The sequence below is a fragment of the Myroides sp. 1354 genome (assembly GCF_030324495.1).
GTDB lineage: Bacteria > Bacteroidota > Bacteroidia > Flavobacteriales > Flavobacteriaceae > Flavobacterium.
Genome location: NZ_JACAGN010000005.1, coordinates 72,294 through 92,078, shown reverse-complemented (window position 1 = coordinate 92,078; position 19,785 = coordinate 72,294). Strand labels below are relative to the sequence as shown.

The 19,785-nt window shown below is 36.1% G+C and carries 22 protein-coding genes; 15 read left to right on the top strand and 7 right to left on the bottom strand.

Going from position 1 to position 19,785, the window contains the following annotated elements; genetic code table 11:
* Positions 1-367 precede the first annotated feature (367 nt).
* Genes HX004_RS07270 through HX004_RS07260 form a run of 3 tightly spaced genes read left to right on the top strand, consistent with a single transcriptional unit; the run spans position 368 to position 3,921 of the window.
* Positions 368-1,420, top strand: coding sequence for a terpene synthase family protein (locus tag HX004_RS07270; protein ID WP_286441726.1), 1,053 nt, complete (start codon positions 368-370; stop codon positions 1,418-1,420).
* A 51-nt stretch (positions 1,421-1,471) separates the two neighbouring features.
* Positions 1,472-2,527 carry a YncE family protein gene (locus HX004_RS07265; protein WP_286441725.1) on the top strand — a complete coding sequence of 352 codons (1,056 nt, stop codon included), beginning with the start codon at positions 1,472-1,474 and terminating at the stop codon, positions 2,525-2,527.
* 23 nt (positions 2,528-2,550) lie between these two features.
* A complete protein-coding gene (locus tag HX004_RS07260; RefSeq protein ID WP_286441724.1) occupies positions 2,551-3,921 on the top strand; it encodes an NAD(P)/FAD-dependent oxidoreductase in 1,371 nt (456 codons plus the stop codon).
* 101 nt (positions 3,922-4,022) lie between these two features.
* Here HX004_RS07260 and HX004_RS07255 read toward each other — a convergent pair whose 3' ends face one another.
* Both HX004_RS07255 and HX004_RS07250 read right to left on the bottom strand, forming a co-directional pair.
* Positions 4,023-4,994 (bottom strand): hypothetical protein, encoded by a 972-nt coding sequence (locus HX004_RS07255; protein WP_286441722.1) that lies wholly within the window; start codon positions 4,992-4,994, stop codon positions 4,023-4,025.
* Between the two features lie 45 nt (positions 4,995-5,039).
* Positions 5,040-5,756 carry a hypothetical protein gene (locus HX004_RS07250; protein ID WP_286441721.1) on the bottom strand — a complete coding sequence of 239 codons (717 nt, stop codon included), beginning with the start codon at positions 5,754-5,756 and terminating at the stop codon, positions 5,040-5,042.
* 256 nt (positions 5,757-6,012) lie between these two features.
* Here HX004_RS07250 and HX004_RS07245 point away from each other — a divergent pair, with 256 nt between their 5' ends.
* Together HX004_RS07245 and HX004_RS07240 are read left to right on the top strand one after the other, a co-directional pair.
* A complete protein-coding gene (locus HX004_RS07245; protein ID WP_286441719.1) occupies positions 6,013-6,426 on the top strand; it encodes a hypothetical protein in 414 nt (137 codons plus the stop codon).
* 23 nt (positions 6,427-6,449) lie between these two features.
* Positions 6,450-6,584 carry a hypothetical protein gene (locus HX004_RS07240; RefSeq protein ID WP_286441717.1) on the top strand — a complete coding sequence of 45 codons (135 nt, stop codon included), beginning with the start codon at positions 6,450-6,452 and terminating at the stop codon, positions 6,582-6,584.
* Between the two features lie 35 nt (positions 6,585-6,619).
* Here HX004_RS07240 and HX004_RS07235 read toward each other — a convergent pair whose 3' ends face one another.
* Positions 6,620-6,940, bottom strand: a complete 321-nt coding sequence (locus tag HX004_RS07235) for a MerR family transcriptional regulator (RefSeq protein WP_286441716.1) — start codon at positions 6,938-6,940, stop codon at positions 6,620-6,622.
* Between the two features lie 159 nt (positions 6,941-7,099).
* On the opposite strand from HX004_RS07235, the gene HX004_RS07230 reads away from it, so the two are divergent.
* From HX004_RS07230 to HX004_RS07220, 3 genes are all read left to right on the top strand, one after another.
* Positions 7,100-7,531, top strand: a complete 432-nt coding sequence (locus tag HX004_RS07230) for a nuclear transport factor 2 family protein (RefSeq protein WP_286441713.1) — start codon at positions 7,100-7,102, stop codon at positions 7,529-7,531.
* Complete coding sequence (locus HX004_RS07225; RefSeq protein ID WP_286441712.1) at positions 7,531-8,190, top strand: cysteine hydrolase family protein; 660 nt, start codon at positions 7,531-7,533, stop codon at positions 8,188-8,190. The genes HX004_RS07230 and HX004_RS07225 overlap by 1 nt, the downstream gene beginning before the upstream one ends.
* A gap of 255 nt (positions 8,191-8,445) precedes the next feature.
* Positions 8,446-9,462: a PTS sugar transporter subunit IIC gene (locus HX004_RS07220; protein ID WP_286441710.1), complete on the top strand. Its 1,017-nt coding sequence runs from the start codon at positions 8,446-8,448 to the stop codon at positions 9,460-9,462.
* A 44-nt stretch (positions 9,463-9,506) separates the two neighbouring features.
* Here HX004_RS07220 and HX004_RS07215 read toward each other — a convergent pair whose 3' ends face one another.
* Together HX004_RS07215 and HX004_RS07210 are read right to left on the bottom strand one after the other, a co-directional pair.
* A complete protein-coding gene (locus HX004_RS07215; RefSeq protein WP_286441708.1) occupies positions 9,507-10,328 on the bottom strand; it encodes an alpha/beta hydrolase in 822 nt (273 codons plus the stop codon).
* Between the two features lie 177 nt (positions 10,329-10,505).
* Complete coding sequence (locus tag HX004_RS07210) at positions 10,506-12,113, bottom strand: FMN-binding glutamate synthase family protein (RefSeq protein ID WP_286441706.1); 1,608 nt, start codon at positions 12,111-12,113, stop codon at positions 10,506-10,508.
* 420 nt (positions 12,114-12,533) lie between these two features.
* On the opposite strand from HX004_RS07210, the gene HX004_RS07205 reads away from it, so the two are divergent.
* The 4 genes from HX004_RS07205 to HX004_RS07190 all read left to right on the top strand — a co-directional run bounded on the left by HX004_RS07205 (position 12,534) and on the right by HX004_RS07190 (position 15,999).
* The gene (locus HX004_RS07205) at positions 12,534-13,385 is read left to right on the top strand and encodes an SDR family oxidoreductase (protein ID WP_286441704.1); all 852 of its coding nucleotides are present in this window, start codon (positions 12,534-12,536) and stop codon (positions 13,383-13,385) included.
* Between the two features lie 6 nt (positions 13,386-13,391).
* Complete coding sequence (locus HX004_RS07200; RefSeq protein WP_286441702.1) at positions 13,392-14,210, top strand: SDR family oxidoreductase; 819 nt, start codon at positions 13,392-13,394, stop codon at positions 14,208-14,210.
* A 16-nt stretch (positions 14,211-14,226) separates the two neighbouring features.
* Positions 14,227-15,021, top strand: a complete 795-nt coding sequence (locus HX004_RS07195) for an SDR family oxidoreductase (protein ID WP_286441700.1) — start codon at positions 14,227-14,229, stop codon at positions 15,019-15,021.
* A gap of 66 nt (positions 15,022-15,087) precedes the next feature.
* Positions 15,088-15,999, top strand: coding sequence for a helix-turn-helix domain-containing protein (locus HX004_RS07190; RefSeq protein WP_286441698.1), 912 nt, complete (start codon positions 15,088-15,090; stop codon positions 15,997-15,999).
* 284 nt (positions 16,000-16,283) lie between these two features.
* Here HX004_RS07190 and HX004_RS07185 read toward each other — a convergent pair whose 3' ends face one another.
* Positions 16,284-16,766, bottom strand: a complete 483-nt coding sequence (locus tag HX004_RS07185) for a hypothetical protein (protein WP_286441696.1) — start codon at positions 16,764-16,766, stop codon at positions 16,284-16,286.
* Positions 16,767-16,903: 137 nt separating this feature from the next.
* On the opposite strand from HX004_RS07185, the gene HX004_RS07180 reads away from it, so the two are divergent.
* Genes HX004_RS07180 through HX004_RS07170 form a run of 3 tightly spaced genes read left to right on the top strand, consistent with a single transcriptional unit; the run spans position 16,904 to position 18,877 of the window.
* A complete protein-coding gene (locus HX004_RS07180) occupies positions 16,904-17,374 on the top strand; it encodes a hypothetical protein (RefSeq protein ID WP_286441694.1) in 471 nt (156 codons plus the stop codon).
* A 44-nt stretch (positions 17,375-17,418) separates the two neighbouring features.
* Positions 17,419-18,198: an aminoglycoside adenylyltransferase family protein gene (locus HX004_RS07175; RefSeq protein WP_286441693.1), complete on the top strand. Its 780-nt coding sequence runs from the start codon at positions 17,419-17,421 to the stop codon at positions 18,196-18,198.
* The gene (locus HX004_RS07170; RefSeq protein WP_286441691.1) at positions 18,185-18,877 is read left to right on the top strand and encodes an aspartate/glutamate racemase family protein; all 693 of its coding nucleotides are present in this window, start codon (positions 18,185-18,187) and stop codon (positions 18,875-18,877) included. Before HX004_RS07175 ends, HX004_RS07170 begins: the two co-directional genes overlap by 14 nt.
* Before the next feature lie 3 nt (positions 18,878-18,880).
* On the opposite strand, the gene HX004_RS07165 is transcribed toward HX004_RS07170, so the two are convergent.
* A complete protein-coding gene (locus HX004_RS07165; protein WP_286441689.1) occupies positions 18,881-19,756 on the bottom strand; it encodes an AraC family transcriptional regulator in 876 nt (291 codons plus the stop codon).
* Between the last annotated feature and the right edge of the window lie 29 nt (positions 19,757-19,785).

Here is a 19,785-nt window from a genome sequence, read left to right as displayed (position 1 = left end):
AACTAATTGTAAGCTAAACAAAAGATTAGTTTGTATTGAGAAATAGCTTTCATCACTATATTTTCAAAAAGTGGTAAATGACATACCTCTATTTCTTGTGATTTGACATTTGCTTCTCAAATCAATAGATAACTCAAGAAGTATAATCCATCTACAAACTTGGATTGGACTTTTTCAATATACTAGTTCTACAAAGACGATTGTTTTCAACTACCAATCGTTGTGAAAAGAACAAATTTCTCCCCTCAATATTAGTTATTAAATACCCTATTTTTCTAGGCAAATAGATGTATTTGTTTCATTTATTTTAAAAATAAGAACACTCCTTTTTCATTATTAAAAAAACGTATAATTTAAAATAAACCTTATGTATCCACCCATTTTTAATCCTTTTGTTAGAGCAAAAACGCCTGTTCTAAATCTTTCAAACTACATTGAACAAAATATCAATTGGTTAGCAAAATACAAACTCGTAGAACATCCTACCTACGCAAAAGGCATAGCAAGCGTTGGAGCTATGTATATCGTAAATTGTTATCCCAATATTCAGCCAAATCAAATTCAGGATTTAATTGATTTTGCTTCTTGGAATTGTATTTTGGACGATTTTATTGAAAAGGGAACGGTTAGTAGTGATCTTTCTCAATTAACAGCCTTCTTGTATGCACTAAAATACACCTGTGAGGAATCCATCTGTACCAATCCCGTTGATTTTGAATTGTTACCCAATTCTCCTATGACCCAAGCATTGGTTGATTTAAAAACCAGAATGCATCATTGGGCTACTCCCGCTCAAATTCATCATCTTATGACTACTTTGGGGCATTTTATCTCAGGATTATGCTGGGAAAGCACATTGAGAAACAGTGGACATACACCGGACCTCAATCTTTTTTGTGCTATGCGAACAGCCAATGGTGGGATGTACATGGCCAATGCAATGGCTCAATGTGTAAACAATACATACCTAACTATAGAGGAACAAGCCAATCCGATACTGCAAGCCATGACCAAATGCATCCTATTCGTCTTAGTATTGGACAACGATATTTATTCCTACAAAAAAGAATTGTTATCTAATTTACCTTTTACGAATATTATTAGTGTGTTTAAACTAATCAATCCTGATCAGTCTGAAGAAGAAGCTATAAAAAACACCATCGAATTGAGAAATCAGTGTTTATTGTGTTATCAGGGCTTGCGCAAAAAATATCCACATACGGGCGATAAAATGGCTTTATACTTCCAAGGACTTGAAGATATTATTTCAGGAAATTTAATTTTCGGTTATACAAATGACCGATATAAATTACCAGGTGAAGACAATCTTGCTATTTCATTTTCAACTACAATAGAAACGCCGATTACTCCTCCAACCTCTATTCCTTCTATTCTTTGGTGGTGGTCCTTTTTAAAATAATGCTCCTCCGCTACGCTTATTTAATTAAAAATTCAAATAAAAATTTCAAATATGAAGAACAACAAAAACAATCTTGAGGCACTTGGTCCAATAGGAGAATTGTATGTACCAGAAGCTCATTTAAACCGCGTTGTTGTGATTGACACGACTACGTCAACAATCACAAGACATATTCCCTTGGATGATATTCCAATCTTGCCCTTAGGGAGTCGGCCTTCTGTATTAATTGCCACTCCTGATGGTTCTAAAATTTACAGTGATAATTTTGGGTTAATTCCCCCTACTGTTTCTGTTATCAATCGAGTAGAAAACACCGTTCGCTCTATTTTAGTAAGTCATGTTCCCTTGGGTATATTCATTTCCAATGACGGAGAAGAGATCTATGTCTCTGAAGGAAATTACACGGTGGAGGTAATTAATACTCAAACAGACGAAATTGTCCGTTCTTTAACCTTTCACGACGTACCAGTAGCTTGTATGAGTGGTCCAGGAGATCATTTATACATTGGTTTTGGCACGGGTTACTTAGGTGTTTACGACAAGCTGACAGGAGAGGTCATTAAAGAACCTATATACGTTGGAGGTACTTTACCGGCCTGGTTTACTTTTACTCAGGATAACAAAAAACTCTACGTAGACGCAGTAAATGCGATTGGAGTCATTGATGTTGATCAATGGAAACTGTTGAAAACCATTCCAACTAGTGGAGAACTCTCTCATAAAACGGACGACCCTTGGGCCTTTACCTCAATCCTTTCGCCAGATGGTAAAAAACTGTATGTTTCCTTATTAGGGGATTCAGGTATTTTAGTTCTTGATGTAGATACAGATCAAATTAGTAAGACAATTGAAACAGCAGGATCAGCCACGGGTATCACCTTTAGTGGAGATGGAAAGAGAGGGTATATCAGTGATATGGGAGCCAGTCTTTCCTTTTTAAAAACACCTATTGGAGGAGCAATTTTAGGAACGGCTTGGGTTGGTTTTGGCATTACGGGAAATGGACAAATCATCACTTTTGATCCTAGTACAGATGAAATTATTGGCACACCGCTCACCGTTGGCCCTACTCCTGGTATTCCGGTATGGGTTCCTTCAATCCAATAGCATTCACTTAGTATCGCATTATTATGGAAGATAGTAAAGAAAAAACGAAGGGGCATAAAAAGAAAAACAATCATGCCATTATCATTGGAGGAAGTATTGCAGGCTGTTTAGCGGCTGAAGTTTTATCCCCCTACTTTGACAAGGTTACCCTATTGGAAAAAGGAGACTTTGAAGATGAAGTACATCCTAGAAAAAGTGTTCCCCAAGAAAGACACATTCACGTACTTTTACAAAAGGGAGAAAAAATTATGGAGCGTATTTTCCCTAATTTAATGCATGATTTAAAAGCGGAAGGAGCAGTAAACGTCAATTTAGGTCAAGATATTGAATGGTTTCAATATGGATTGTGGAAAAAACGGTGTGACATGAATTTTGAATCTCATTTTTTTAGTCGTCGCTTGTTGGATAATTGTATTCGAAGACGCATTCGACAAAATACAAAAATCAGGATCCAGTCTCAATCTTCCGTTGAGGATTTTATATTTTCAGTCAATGAGAAAGAGGAAACCACAGTGGTTGGAGTGAAGATACACACGCTTACAGGTATAACTTGTCTCCATGGAAACTTAGTTGTTGATGCCCGTGGTTTGGGTTCACAAACGCCTAATTTATTAAAATCGGCTGGGTTAGGAGAAGTGTATAAAGAAAAAATAAAGACGAATCTGGGGTATGTTACCCGCTTATACAAACGAGATCCACAAAGCACAGAACGCACCATCGTTGTGTGGTCCACACCGCCAAAAGAAAAAGCTTTAGGTTTAATGCTTCCCATCGAAAATGACCGTTGGATGGTGTCAGTTGGCGGATGGTTTAATCAATTTCCAAAACCAGAATCAGAGGATTTTTTGAATTATACGCGTACCATATTACCTGTTTCGAATATTTATGATCGAATCAAAGACCTCGAACCTCTTGATGATATTGTTCGCTATCGACTACCCTATGCTGAATGGAGGCATTTCGAAAAGTTAGCTAAATTTCCGGACGGTTTACTTGTTATAGGAGCTGCCTTATGTACAACCAATCCATTTTATGGACAAGGAATGACACTTTGCGCCATACAAGCAGAACTTATCCAATCGACGATTTCCGGTTGGATAAAAGGTCGCTATCCCACGCATTATATTCAGTCCTCTTTTACCAAAATCGTACAGTTTTCATGGGATATGGCCAAAACAGAAGACCTGCGTTTTCCTGAAATTATCGGAAGACGCACCCCTTTTATAACTTTTAAACAATGGTATAGTAAAAAATTTGCACGTATTGCCGCTTTAACTCCATTCGCGAGAAAAATGCAACTCGATATTATTCACATGATTAAACCAACGTATTGGGCATTTCATCCTCTAATCATCATCCAAATGATTCTATTTTATTTTAAAAGAATTAAATAAGCCTCCCTTTCTTTTATACTGTTTCTTAAATAAAAAGGGTTCGGTTTTTAATTAAAAACCGAACCCTTTTTATAAGTATACTTCAACATGCGAAATTCTTACTAAGCAATTTCTCCTTGTAGCCAAAAGGCTCCTGTAATCTTCATTCCAGGTTTTACATCTGTGAATCGCATATTGGCTTCATTGATAAACAAATCAATAGTAAAGAAATTAGGATCATCTTCTTTATTTATCAATTTCACCTGCATGAGATATCCATAATTTCCCTCTTTAATCTTACATTTTTTAAATGAGTTGAGCACCCCTATAAAATCGTAATAAGATGGACTTGGCACCTCTTTATTAGGCATAAAACTACAGAAATCAGGACTAAATGGAACACCTTCAATGGCTGTCAAATCACTTTTGTCTAGCACAAGTCCCACAGCTGAAAGTTTAATATTCAGCTGTTGCTCTGATTTGTATCTTTCTTCATTTACCGCATAATCCGTAGCATAAAAAGAAAGTTCAAAAGTATCCCTTCCCCCGCCTTCAATTTCTGCCTCTTTAAAGTCTGCATGCGACCATTCCGTAATACGTTTTGTCTTAAATGGTAAACTATAATCCGTTTCAACATAAGGAAATGCAGATAGAATTTCTCCTTTATAAGGTCCATCTTTAAAAATAACCGCACGCATTTTCACCTTACCTCCTTCTTCAAAACTAGCTTCTGCTATCCTAAATTCATCGTTCTCTATCCTTGATATTTGGTCATACGCTAATCCTACTCCTTCATTAATCCATTCACGGCCTTCCTCTTGCTCTAAATTACTAAAGCCTATTAGCCCTCCGAAATTATCTCCATGAACACCGTGATCATCAGACACTACAACAATAGATTCCTCTTTCATTGACGCTGTCTCCATTTGTGTTGCTTCATTTACATAAGGCTCTATTGATTCTTCAACTGCCGTGATTTCATTTGGAGGTGTATGAACCTCTATTTCTTCAATTGAAGGATTGGTCATTACCTCCTTCTCCGTTTCTACCTGAACAATTTTGCTTTTTTTCTTAAAGAAGTCGAATATTCCCATACCTACTTATTTTTTGATTGTCATCATCTAAGTTAAGAAAAATCTTTAATTTTTTAACACCATCAACTTATATTCGCGTTTATTACTCTTTGGATTTCGATCTACGAATTCGTAGTTTTCAAAGTCCGCTAATACTTCTTTGAATCTAGTTGTTGCTTCTTCTATACTCCAAGAAGTCGGAAAGTAAAAACCATCAAAAGTAGCATCTGAAATATGAGCTTGAAACTCGTGTATATACTCATAAAACCCTCCATAAGCTAACGCGATATTTCCTTCCCACTTTATCTCCCAATTCCCCTGATCATGAGCAGTAAATACAAGTCGATGATTGGCAGATAAATCGTGTCCTAACAAATAAATTCCAAAGGCTAAATCACTTTCTATTGTATCGTCTGACAAGGGAAGTGCATCCAGTAGAAATGCTTTCTTTTGTAGCGTATCAAAACTAAAAAACGCCCCTTTATCACAAAGTAAAATTCCTTTTTCATCTGACCAATATACAGACGATAAGATACATTGATGGTAGTTATCCCAAACACTTTTTGATTGCCATTCCACCATACTCGTATAAGGGGTATCTTCCTCTAGTTCCTCCTCCTCTTCCTCACTATATTCCTCTCCCTCACTTCGATAATAATCTTGTGTTTTAAGATGAAGGTCAAACCACAATTTTCCCGATTCATCCAATCTACCGGACCAAATAAACTCTTCGATTTGATGTTCTTTCGGATAAGCGCTATCTATAAATTTTATTGTTCTCATTGTTAAGCTGCATTAGATTCCATTACTTTATGGTTTGTATTCTTAAACAAAAGTAAAGCTTTACAAGAAAAACAAACCATTTGTTTTCGTATGTTTATGGATTTGATCATGCACAATTACAAAGCTTAATCGAAGATTGAGTGGCAGTAGAATTCCATATAAAATTTCAGATAGTTATCTATAAATTGTTTTTAGCTCGTTTAAACTAATTATCTCTAATTTTACTACAACCAAAAAATAATCTCTTTTTGCAATTATGACTAAACAATCACTAAAATATGCGCTTTATTCCACCTTCTATGCTTGGATAGCTATTTTCTTGTTCTTGTATTTTATTTATGGGGTTAAACTGCCACATACCCTATCAAATGTAATGTACTCCATTCCACTATTGAGTACTTTTTTAGCGGGCCTCTACCTTTTCAATAAAATTAAAGAACCTTGGCTATTGGGAATTGCCCATTATTTACTCGCCCATGCATTTGTGTTTTTCTTGTTTGTTATTCTAACATTTCTGGAGGATTTTACAGAAAAAGGATTTTCTAAACACATTATAATAAACTCCTATCAAACTGGAGCTAAAGCCGTAACTTTTAGTTTATTTGGCATCCAACTTGTTTTACCTACTTTTGTACTTGGTGGTTATTTTTCCAAAAAGAAGATTAAGTAAAACAAGGCGCATTTACCGCAATCATGGTTATAGCGACAGCTGCTGTGGGAGTAGCCATGTATCAATTGGGTAATCCACTTGGAGTTTTTGTGGTAAGCCTTATTGCCGTAGCAATCTTAGTAACTGCTGTATATTTTAGCTTTGGTTCCGTTGATTAAACTCTTATCATGTAATAACACACTATATCATTCTTCTATGACTTGTGATTTTTAAGCTTGGTTAAAGTATCTTCTATCATCTCCATGCGCTTCTTAACTTTATCTGCAGAAGCATCTAACGTATACCCCTCCTCCATTAGTTCCTTAATCAACAGCATTTTTTTGATATTCTCGTAATTATATTTTCTGTTTTTTCCTTCCTCCTCGGTTAAACTTGTCACGATACCTTTCTCTTCCCAATATCTAATTTGACGCGTTGGAATACCTGTAATTTGAGAAACTTCCCCTATTCCAACTACCAGCTTATCTAAAAAATCAAAATCAAAAGACAAATCATTCTTGTTGCTTTCTTTCATTTTGTAACTTATTTACAATTTATGTTGTAAATATAAAATATTAGCCTTTCATTTGCAATTGTAATTTATTTACAATAATAGTCAATTATAAACATTCAATGTATGATACGAACATTTTTTATTTTAGTACTACTGGCAACTACGCTAAAAACAATCAACATGTCAGCACAAAACCCTCCTTCACAAGATGCAAATAGTGAGCTCATAAGTTTAGTAGAACAAACCTTTGCACAAGGTGCTTTAAACAAAATGGAAATTGAGCAAATGAGAAAAGGGTTTCACCCTGCATTTGCTATTCTTATCCCCAAGGGAAACGAGGTACTTAAACTCCCCTTAGATGCTTGGATTAAGATTGTTCAAGCCTATAAAGATTCACCTGAAAAGCTAAACTCGGGAATTCGAAATCTTCACTATACGATCGCAGTATTAGACCGTACTGATTGTACAGCTGTTGTCAAAACTGAATTTTTCCGAAACCAGGAATTAATTATAACGGATTATCTATTGTATAGCAAATTTGATGATACGTGGAAGGCAGTATCTAAAATATCTAAAGAATACAGTACTAACCCTTTACATCTTGATTTATAATGAAAAATACTGTTTTACTAATTCTCAATCTCATTTTTATGAATGCTCTTTTGGCTCAAACTACCTCAAAATCTGCTTTAATCTTAATTGAAACTCAAAATGAATGGATGCATCCCAAAGGAAAGCTGAATAAAGCTTTAATTCAAGATCCTCAAATGATGCAAAACTCGATTGCTAATATTGAAAAAGCACTTCAATTTGCGAGAGAGCAGAACATGGAGGTAATTCACGTAGGACTTCGTTTTAAAAAGGGATATCTGGAAATGGGCGAAGCCAAAGCAGGACTTCGAAAAGCGATTCCCAATGCAGGGACCTTTCAAGAAAATGAATTTGGCGCTGCTTTTTTTGAAACAGTTCAACCTATAGCAAATGAATTTGTAATCAGCGGACGTACAGGGGCTAGCGGATTTACTGGTTCTAATTTGGATGTCTACCTGCGAAACAATAAAATCGACACGCTATATCTGGTAGGATATGCCACACATGTATGTATTGAAAGTACTTTTAGGGATGCGCATGAGAAAGGATATCATACGCTAGTCATATCAGATGCTACCTCTGCTTTTAATCAAATGCAACAGGATTACTTCTTATCGGAAATAGTACATCATTTTGGTCAGAAACTAACTACTGATGAATTTATACATTCTAACTTCTAATAGCGTCCCCTACTTCACGATTGAAATCCAAAACACACATCTTTTAAGATGTGTGTTTTTATTTATTGTTTCGTTACAGCGGTGATGGCTTCATCATTCGTTTAAAATTCACTGGTAAAACATCTATTTTCCATAGGACATTGACATTGTTATCTACTAGATTACCTTTATCTTTATTCCTACTTTTATTTCTTTTAATCAGAGTATCCGTTCAATGACAATTGATGCCTTATCTTTCATTAAATCAAACCATTCATGCGAAAATTCCTTCAAAAAAAAGACATTCAAATTTCGAGTAAGCGTTACTTTATTGATGCTATGGGAGCTATGGCCTACGGATTATTTGCCACCTTACTCGTGGGAACCATCCTAAAAACAATAGGGGAGGAATTTAATCTTTCCTTTTTGAAAGAGGTGGTTTGGCCTTTTGCGAATCAAGCGACTGGTCCTGTACTAGCGTTAGCGATTGCGTATAGTTTACGAGCGCCTCAATTGGTTTTATTTTCTTCTGCTGTTGTGGGAGTAGCTGCCTATCAATTGGGTGGTCCGCTCGGCGTTTTCATTGCGAGTATCGTTGCCGTAGAAATTGGAAAAGCAGTGGCGGGTGAAACGAGGATAGATATTGTAATTACACCCATTGTCACAGTTGTGATTGGAGTAGCATTAGCCCAATTAATTGGGCCGAGTGTCAATCAATTGATGCAATGGATTGGTCAAGTGATTATACTGGCCACAGCAGCGAACCCCCTGATCATGGGCATGGTACTCGCTGTTGTCGTTGGCATGGTATTAACCTTGCCTATCTCATCCGCGGCCTTGTGTTTGATGTTGCAACTCGATGGCTTAGCTGCTGGTGCCGCTACCATAGGGTGTTGTGCTCAAATGATTGGATTTGCCACCATCAGTTATAAAGATAACGGCATCAAAGGATTACTCGCACAAGGCATCGGTACAAGTATGCTACAAGTGCCCAATATTTACAAAAATTGGAAAATTTGGATTCCACCAACCCTCGCATCAGCCCTATTAGGTCCCATTGCCATTCTGTTTTTTGACATGCAAAATACAGCCTTAGAATCAGGAATGGGAAGCTGTGGGTTAGTCGGACAAATAGGAACGTTTAACGCCATGAAGGCCTCGCACTCCACTTCTTATATTCTCTTGGCAATTGTAAGTCTACAGTTTATATGTCCAGCAGTTTTATCTTATCTGATTTACTATTTTATGAAAAAGAAACAGTGGATTCAAGATGGGGATATGAAATTATTTTAAAAGTCAAAAACATCACTGCTAACTTCTTCCTATCCAAAAAGCTGTTATTTATTATTCAAGGTCCAAATTAAAGCTTTGTTTTTGGTGGCTCTAAAGATGGTTGTATGCAATTCATTTGGTTCATCCGCATAGGTCCACTCCAGTGATTGATCTTTACGTTCTGCCAAGATTGTTGCTAATTCCCTCGTATAAGGAAAGATATCCGCCGCATTAGATCCCGCAAACCACAGTTTTCTTTTTATGGCTTTGTTTTTTTCAAGATTAGCTCTTGCAGTGCGAACCAAAAAATGATCGTTCCACCACAAAGAAGGATCAAATGCAATATAATTCGCAAACAGCGCTGGTTCTAAAAAAAAGGTCTCCATTACGAATAATCCAGAAGCTGACTCTCCTAAAATAGTTCTTTCACCTTTGGTTCTATATCGTTGCTCAATTTCCTTAAACAATTCTTCTTTAATAAAAGCTCTAAACTTTTCTGCTCCTCCTACCTCTGGTGCAATTTCTTTGTCTTTTGCTACCGTTGTAACTCCTGTTAAATCTCGTCTTCTCTGTGTATTTTCAATTCCAACTAGCATAACAGTAGGAATTTTTTGTTCGTTGATTAACTCTTCTAATGTATTGGCAATATGAGAGAAATCCTCCTCTATTCCCCCATCAGCCATATAAATTACGGGTAAGGAATCTTGCCCCTTGGCATATTCTTTAGGTGTCCATACATTGATTACTCTCTCTTCTTTTAATTGAATCGATTGCAACTTAAACGTATCGTGTTTAGGTACTACATCCTTAATGGTCGATTTATTCACACAACTCGTAATCAAAAGGGCACTCAGTAGACTGAATGCAATAGCCATTGTTCCTTTCATTTTAGTATCTTTTTTAATTTTAATGGGAGCTCTAGCAGTAAAGCAATGTGAAAACACCCGAACTAGTTGAATTGTTCTTCTTACTCACCTCATACTAAATCACTTATTTTTTTTTAAAGTAGTTTGCAAGAAACCTGTATTAAACCGCTAAAAAATCAATGGTGTTTTTCCAACCCTTTATTCTTGCTTTTTACTTAAAATTCCCCATTGATTCATATTGGCATATTCAAAATCTTGTTTGTATCGATCGGGAATATTCCCTAAAAGCAAAGCTCCAACTTCTACAGAAGGAAAAATCTCTTCATAGGTCAACATATCATTTAAGGAAACACGTCTATAAATATGAGAACGAGTGATGTTTTTCATATCATCCAATCCCGAAGCGCCTAATAATTCTACAAAACTCTCAATCGTACCTTTGTGATAATTAGCCATTCGCGTTTTTTTGTCAGCAACATCCAAGCCTATGGTCAGTTTAGGATCCTGAGTAGCAATTCCGGTCGGACATCGGTTCGTATTACACAAAAGTGCTTGAATACAACCAATGGCAATCATCATCGCTCGAGCGGCATTACAAGTATCTGCCCCCAAAGCCATGGCACGTGCTAGATGAAACGAAGAGGTTACTTTTCCGGAAGCGATAATTTTAATGTGTTTGCGAATTCCCATTCCAGTTAAGATATTGTGCACAAACGCCAATCCGTCAAGCATCGGAGCTCCTATATAATTAGAAAACTCTTGTGGAGCTGCTCCTGTTCCTCCCTCACCACCGTCTACCGTAATAAAATCGGGATAGGTATCTAAATGAACCATCGCCTTACAAATCGATATAAATTCTGCTTTATGTCCGATACACAATTTAAACCCAACAGGTTTTCCTTCCGATAAATCACGTAACTCTTTAATAAACTCCACCAATTCCAAAGGAGAATTGAAAGCCGAGTGATACGGTGGAGAAGCGACAATCGTATGCGGTTTCACGTGTCGGATTTGAGCAATTTCCTCTGTATTTTTAGAGGCTGGTAATATACCTCCGTGGCCTGGTTTAGCTCCTTGAGAAATCTTCAATTCAATCATTTTAACGTTGGGTAATTTTGCCTTTTCAGCAAACAACTTCCCGTCAAAGTTCCCCTTTTCATCTCTACATCCGAAGTATCCTGTACCAATTTGCCAAATTAAGTCCCCACCGCCTTTTAAGTGATACGGGCTTATTCCCCCTTCTCCTGTATTATGAGCAAAATTCCCCAATTTTGCACCGCCATTCATTGCTTCTACAGCTTGTGCACTTAACGAACCAAAACTCATGGCTGAGATATTAAGAATACTAGCTGAATACGGTTGTTTACAGTCCTTATTTCCAAATAGGACACGAGGATTGTGATCTAACTTATCAAATGCTTTGGGCGCAATCGAATGACACATCCATTCATAGCCTTCTGCATAAACATCTAGCTGCGTTCCAAAGGGGATTGTCTCCAATTCTTTCTTCGCACGTTGATAAATAGTAGCGCGGTCAATACGACTAATCGGCTTACCGTCCGTATCGGATTCTATAAAATATTGATACATTTTAGGTCGAAGTTCTTCCATCACATAACGAAGTCGACCAAAAATCGGATAAATGCGCCTCAGCGTATGTTTCTTTTGATACATATCCTGATACCCCATAATCACAAAGAGGAGAACAATTACAAAAAAAATGCTCCAATTTTTATTTAAAAATATAGAAAGTAGAAGCATTACAACCAAAAGTAACGTTGAAAAAATAACGAATTGTTTGCGCATAATTTATCAGGTTTTTTAAATCTTTTTTCCACTGTAAAAATAGAAAATCTCATTTATCATGAAACGTATCTAATATAAAAAAATCAATTATTTAACCCTAAAATTACAGATTAAAAATAAATAATAAAATTTTAATTGCTATTTCTAATGCTTTTGTTCCTACTGTATCGTTCCTCCCCTACTTATTCTTGAAGAAAAGTTGAACAAGGTGAATCCCCTTACCCAAAACTGTACTAGAAATTTAAGAGTAGTACTGACCTGAAAGTCGAAGCAATTATGGAATAGATTGACCAAACTAACAGATTAATCACATCAAAAAATTTCCCTTCTGCCTTTTGGATACACGATTCCGTGATTTGGAAACATTTAAGTTTCAAACTAATCCAACCTTTGTACTGTATTAATGAAATGCTTTAATTCATGCAAAAAACAATCTTAATCACAGGAGCATCATCCGGAATAGGAAAAGCCACTGCTCTCTATTTTGCTCAACGAGGATGGAATGTAATCGCTACCATGCGCCATCCTGAAAAAGAAACAGAACTTATTCAATATCCTACTATTTTGGTGACTTCATTAGAAGTTACCCATCCAGATTCCATCGTAACAGCCATAGAAAAAGGGATTGACAAATTTGGTCAAATCGATGCGGTATTAAATAATGCAGGATATGGTCAACAAGGGTTGTTTGAAGCAATCACCGCTGAACAGGTTCAACAGCAATTCGATGTCAATGTTTTTGGACTCATGAATGTAACGAGAGCTATTTTACCTTATTTAAGAAAGCAAAAGACAGAAAGTGTACTGGTAAACATCACGTCTGGGGTTGGTAAAATTCCCTTTCCGATGACCAGTGTATATACAGCTTCTAAATTTGCCATTGAGGGGTTTGTAGAAGCCTTGGCTTATGAGTTAGATTCACAACAGATCAAAGTGAAGATTATTGAACCAGGGTATGTGCAAACGAATTTCCACGAAAGAGCCGCAACTGAATTTGCTACAGATACTACCTTATCGGATTATCAAGATTTTCTAACACAAACGACGGAATTATTGGGCAGCCTATCTTCTGTCGAGGTGTTTACCCCTGAGGATGTAGCTGCAACAATCTTCACATCCGTAACCGATGGAACACATCAGTTGCGCTATGTTGCAGGCCGTGATATTGAACAAATGATAGCCTATAGAAAAGAGAAAACAGAACAAGAATACGTGACTTTTTTACGTGGAATGTTCGCTCCACAAGGATTTGAAAACAAAAAATTAAAATAAATAAGTATGACTAAGACAATATTAATTACAGGAGCCTCAAAAGGAATTGGAAATACAACCGCTCATTTATTCGCAGCTAAAGGGTGGAACGTAATTGCCGCAATGCGAAACCCCAAAGAAGAAACAGGATTAACGTCCCTTGAAAATGTACTAGTTACACAGCTAGAACTACGCGATGTAGAGAGTATTGCTAACACTATCAGTCAAGGAATCGCGCGCTTTGGAAAGATTGATGTATTAGTAAACAATGCGGCTTATGGACAATATGGGTTATTTGAAGCACAAACACCTCAACAAATAGCAGAACAATTTGAAGTAAACTTTTTCGGGACACTACAGGTAACTCGTGCGATACTCCCTCATTTTCGAGAGCATAAAGGCGGTATGATTATCAATATAAGTTCAGGTGGTGGACGCGTGGGCATTCCGATGATTTCTTCTTATGGAGCTTCTAAATTTGCTTTAGAAGGTTGGACAGAATCAGTATCGTATGAATTAGCTTCTCAGAACATCATCATCAAATTAATTGAACCTGGAGGTGTTGAAACTCCTTTCCATGTTACAGCAGCCAATAACTTTGCCAATGATCCTACGCTATCGTCTTACGATGCATTTACTACTGCCTTTACCAAGCAATTTGAAAGCATGCATGGCGGTATAGCAACGGCACAACAAGTGGCAGATGAAATCTATACGGCAGCAACGGATGGAACAAACCAATTGAGATACTTAGTTGGAAATGATGTAAAGGGATGGGTTGACTTGAGAACAAGTCATTCAGATGCCGATTACATTGCCAAGATGAGAGCCCTTTTTAACTTCTAAACCCCCCTCTAAATCAATGAAAACAATTTTTATTACAGGCGCTTCTTCTGGATTGGGAAAAGCGACAGCAAAATTATTTGCCTCTAAAGGATGGAAAGTAATTGCCACGATGCGAAACCCCGAAAGAGAAACAGAATTAGTACATCTAGATAATATCACCCTACTACCTTTGGATGTAGCTCAAGGAGAACAAATCAAATCGACCATCCAAAAAACCCTTGAATTCCACGATATTGATGTTGTGTTTAACAATGCAGGCTATGGCTTAATTGGTGCATTAGAGGGGTATAGTGATGCTCAAATAGAACGTCAACTCTATACCAATTTTTTAGGGGTAGTACGCGTAACTCAAGCTTTTATTCCCCACTTTAGAGCAAAAAAAGCAGGGTTATTTATTACAACAACTTCTATAGGCGGACTTGTATCGATGCCTTTGGATTCTATTTATCACGCGACAAAATGGGCCTTAGAAGGTTGGTCTGAAAGCATGTCCTTTGAGTTAGGATTGCACAACATTCAAATCAAAACCATAGCCCCTGGAGGGATTATTACTGATTTTGGTGGGCGTTCTATCGAAGTAGTGGAACACCCAAGCTACGCAGGGGCTATAGATCAGTTAATGCGCTTGTTCAATACGGACAACTTCTCTACTGCAGAGCAAATAGCAGATATCGTATATGAAGCTGCTACCGATGATAAAAAACAATTGCGTTATGTGGCCGGTGCAGATGCTCAAGCGCTATACAATAGACGCTTAGAAATTGGACAAGATGCCCTGCATCAAGAATTTAAAAAAACTATTTTTGGGTAAGATTAAACAAAGGATGACTGCCTCCTTCCTTGATTTTTAATACCTTTATACAAGAAGACACAAAAGATGAAACATATAAGTGCTATATCCGAATTTCACAAATTATTAGATTTACCGGCTCCTCTTCATCCTTTAATTAGCTTGGTGGATGTAACGCAAATGCACATTACCGAAAATGATATTTGGAAGAAGTTTACCCTAGATTTCTACAGTATTTCGCTCAAGCGCAATGTAACGGCTAAGGTAAAATATGGCCAGCAGTACTATGATTTTGACAAGGGAACGATGAATTTTTTAGCGCCTAAACAAATTCAATCGTTGGAAGTTGATGAAGTGAATGAAATCTCGCAAAACTGTGGTTTGGGCTATATGCTAATGATCCATCCCGATTTCTTGTATAATCACCCTTTGGGTTCCCAAATTAAAACGTATGGTTTCTTTTCCTATTCCTTGAATGAAGCTTTGCATCTTTCAGAAAAGGAAGAAGGGAATATTATTGAAATCTTTCAGAAAATTGAACATGAATATCAGTTTATTGATCGACATACCCAAGATATTATCCTATCGCAATTGGATTTATTGCTCAATTACAGCAATCGTTTTTACGAGCGCCAATTTATCACGCGTAAAGCAGTGAATAACGATTTGCTGTCCAAAACGGAACAAGTGTTGACAGATTATTTTAACGGAGAAGAAAAACTTGTACAAGGCGTTCCTACGGTGGAATTCTTAGCCAGTCAACTCCATTTGTCTCCGTCCTATTTAAGTGATATGCTGCGTTCCTTAACAGGTCAAAGTGCAAAGCAACATATACACAACACACTCATAAACAAAGCAAAAGAATATTTGTCTACAACAACCTTATCTGTAGCTGAAATAGCCTATCTATTGGGTTTTGAATACCCCCAATCTTTCAACAAATTATTTAAAAAGAAAACGGATATGTCGCCTTTAGCCTTTCGAGCTAATTTCAACTGATCAGTAGTAAATATTCCATCAATCAACCACTGATTCAAATTTTCCATAACACCTTTTTGTGTATCCATCACACTAAATGTTAGTACATGATGTGAAATACTGAATTCTGGTTCACTATAATGAGCCATACTTCCTTTCAACCCTTTTTCTTGAGCAAAAATCGTAAATTAATCTCTTTTATAGTTTTCGGGTTTTGAATCTCCCTTAATCGGGGAAAGGAGGTATCGCTTATTAGTGAACGATTATGATGGAATACAAGCGAAAAACTATTGGTAACCATTGTATTACAACTTTTTCTTAATCTCAACTTTATAAAAAGAAGCAACAACTTCAGCAATTTCCAACGCTTCATTTACATCGATTGTCCTAAACAATGTTTTATTATTGTTCGTTTCGCTAAACACGTTTATGCATATTCGCTCATCCTTTATAGTGGTTGAAGCCGCTTCTTGCCGATATCTATTCCCAATTATATGTCTAACTTTTGTTCTAACTACAACAATATATGCGATGGTTGGATAAGATTCCCAAATACCAATATTCAAACCAAATAGAGAAAAGATGATTCTAAACTGTTTGGTATCAAATCTAATCTCTATTCCTTCCGTTGTAGCGAAATAAAGCCCCACAAAAAAAGAAAAAAAACTAAGCACAAAAGTCAATGCAGTAACTGAAATTAGCAGTAATACAGCACTAAAAATAAGGAATAAAGCTCCCATTGTTTGCTTTACAAACGAAATCTTTTTTAGATATAAGTACGTATTCATAACATTTTGACGAAATAACAGTTCACGTTGCTACACTCTCCTATTCACAACACAAAAAAACAAAATTTAAATTAGAATAAAGAATAAGATTCTTAACTTAAGTCTTACATTTAGAAAATAAATCACGAAAGAATTATATGGAGACTATTACTTCTAAATTTAGAACGCTGTACATTTTAAAACTAATTTTTGGTTATTTCGCTGCTATTGTTTGCATTGGGATCTGCCTTAAATTTTTGAATGGAAACTACTACCCAACAAAAGAAAAAATGGCCCTCTTTATTATCTTTCTCATTCTTTTATTTGTACTCCTTGGAACGTATGATTTTTTAAAAATCACAAAAATAATTGTAAGAAAAAATGCGATAGAAATTCAATATTTTTTAGGACTGAAAAGAAAAGTAATACAGTATCACGAAATTACAAGAATTAACCGACATAAAAGTTTCTTACAAGGAAGAACAGGGCAAATAAGTGATGGGTTCCATCTCAGTGAGATTATTTTATCAGATAAAAGCTCTTTTATTGTATCACCTGATAAATTTGGAAATTACAGTCTATTACTATTTTCCATTAACAAAAATAGGGATAGCATACAACACAATTAATATAGGAAAAGAGGACATCCTATTACACCAATTAATCAAAAAAAATGAATAACCAATCCCTACCTCTTCAAGTTACACAGACAACAGCGTTTCTTACCCATACGTTAGGTCCTTCCCTAAAAGCAATATACCTCTATGGTTCTTATGTAGACGGTGGACTCAAACACAAAAGTGATATTGATTTTTTTGTTGTACTAGACGCTGAACTTACACAAGAAACGAAACAGCTACTTATTCAAGAGCTTCTCCTCTTATCAGGAGCTATTGATAATAAAGAAAATAAGCGTTACTTAGAGATTACAATTGTTAATCAAGCGGAGTTCTCTCCTTTACGTTTACCTATTCAAAGCGAATTTCAATATGGCGAATGGTTAAGAAATAGCTTTTTAAATGGTTACATCCCAGAGAAAACCTTAGACCCCGATCTTACCCTATTACTTAGACAAATCAGGCAAAATAGTATAACACTTCATGGAATATCTGCTGATGCGTTGTTACCTGTGATTTCAGATAAGGATTTTAAATTAGCAATCCTATCTTTATTGCCAATACTTCTAGAGGAGTTAGAAGATGATACAACCAATGTTATATTGACACTTTGTCGAATGTTTTATTCCCTTGAAACAGCAAAGATTACATCAAAAGACAAGGCCGTTGATTACGCCTTACGCTATGTGCCCGAAAAATTCCATTTACTACTCCTAGATAGCAAAAATCAGTACTTGGGAGAAACTAACGCTATGGAAAAGCTTAATCCTTTACTTTTAAAAGAATTTGCTTCCTTTATAACTCAATTCATTACACTTAATCATGAACCCCATTAACAAAATACTTGGCATACTCGATGGTATGGAACCTCGCTCTACCACGCCCTTTTTAGAACTTGTCTTAGATGAATGCCAAAGCCAATATAATGCAGTTCTAGATGAGGAGTTTCCTGAAATTATCCTCTATTCTCTACCGACGCCCTTTTATTTAGATAGGGATATTGATCATCAATTGATGCAGAAAACCATTGTAAAAGGATTACAAAAATTAGAAGCGAATGGGGTTCATAGTATAGCCATGCCTTGTAATTCTGCGCATATTTATATTGATAGCTTGCAGAATTCAATAGATACTAAACTGTTTAATATGGTAGAAGAAACTTTAAATGAATTGCCAATGAAGCAAACCAGAACGACGCTATTTGCTACTTCTACTACTTATGATGCGCAAATCTATCAAAAGGGCCTAGAAGAAAAAGGACATGTATTTATCTTCGAACCAGCATGGCAACTTGAACTCAATACAATCATAGCGGGTATAAAAAAAGATAAAACAAATCCTCAAAATCAACTACTTTGGGAACAGTTAATCCACAAAGTAAAACCAAAAGTTGAGGCTATCCTTATTGCTTGTACAGATTTAAACGCAGTGATACAAAGTGTTCCAAATGAAATCATCCTCATTGATTCATCGAAAAGCTTAGCTAAGGCCTTTATTAAAGATTATCTAAAATAAATATTACAGCTGTCTCCTAAAACCATTGGGAGACAGCGTCGTATGTCTTTTAAAATACCTACAGAACAGACTTGCATCATTAAAATTTAAGCGATTACTTATCTCCTTAACAGATAAGTCTGTTGTTTTTAGCAGCGATTTAGCCTGTAATATCACCACGTGATCAATCCATTTCAGAGCCGATTTACCTGTTTTCTGGGCGAGTAACGTGGTCAGATAAGGAGCAGTCAAATTTAATTTATCTGCATAAAAACCAATATCTCTTTGTACAACCGCATACTTAGATACTAATGTATAAAATTTGTCTATAATTGTTGCGCTTCGATCCTTCAATAAATACTCCTGATTTTCCTCTTCTCTATGTGCTTCTACCACCATATGAATCAAAGCTAGAATATGATGTCGCAATATTTCATTTTTCTTATCACTTAGATTAGAATGATAAAATTTCTGAAGATATACTATAAATTCTCTCTGTAAATCTTGTTTGTCGGAATGAAAGTGAATTAAAGGATTCAAACGCACCTTATCACTATTTACGAATTCCCATACATGGGGAATCGAACTAATAAAATCAAGCGATAGCCCTATAGTAATGATCTCAATATCCTCACTTTCAGCTATCACATCTATCATAAGATGAGGTAAAGCCAAGATTACATCCCCCTGATGTACTTCATATTCAGAGAAGTGCACTTGTGTTTTCATTGTTCCTCTTAAAACAAAACCCAATAATAATCCTTCAAATTGATGTCTACTATACGCATATTGTCTGGTCGGAACATCCTTATGATCCACGATAAACACCCCTTCTCCTTTTAAGGAAGAATCCAACTGATGTAGTTCGTATAATTGATTTAAATCTAAAAATGAAGTCATAGGCAAATATCTAAATAAAAGAACAAAAT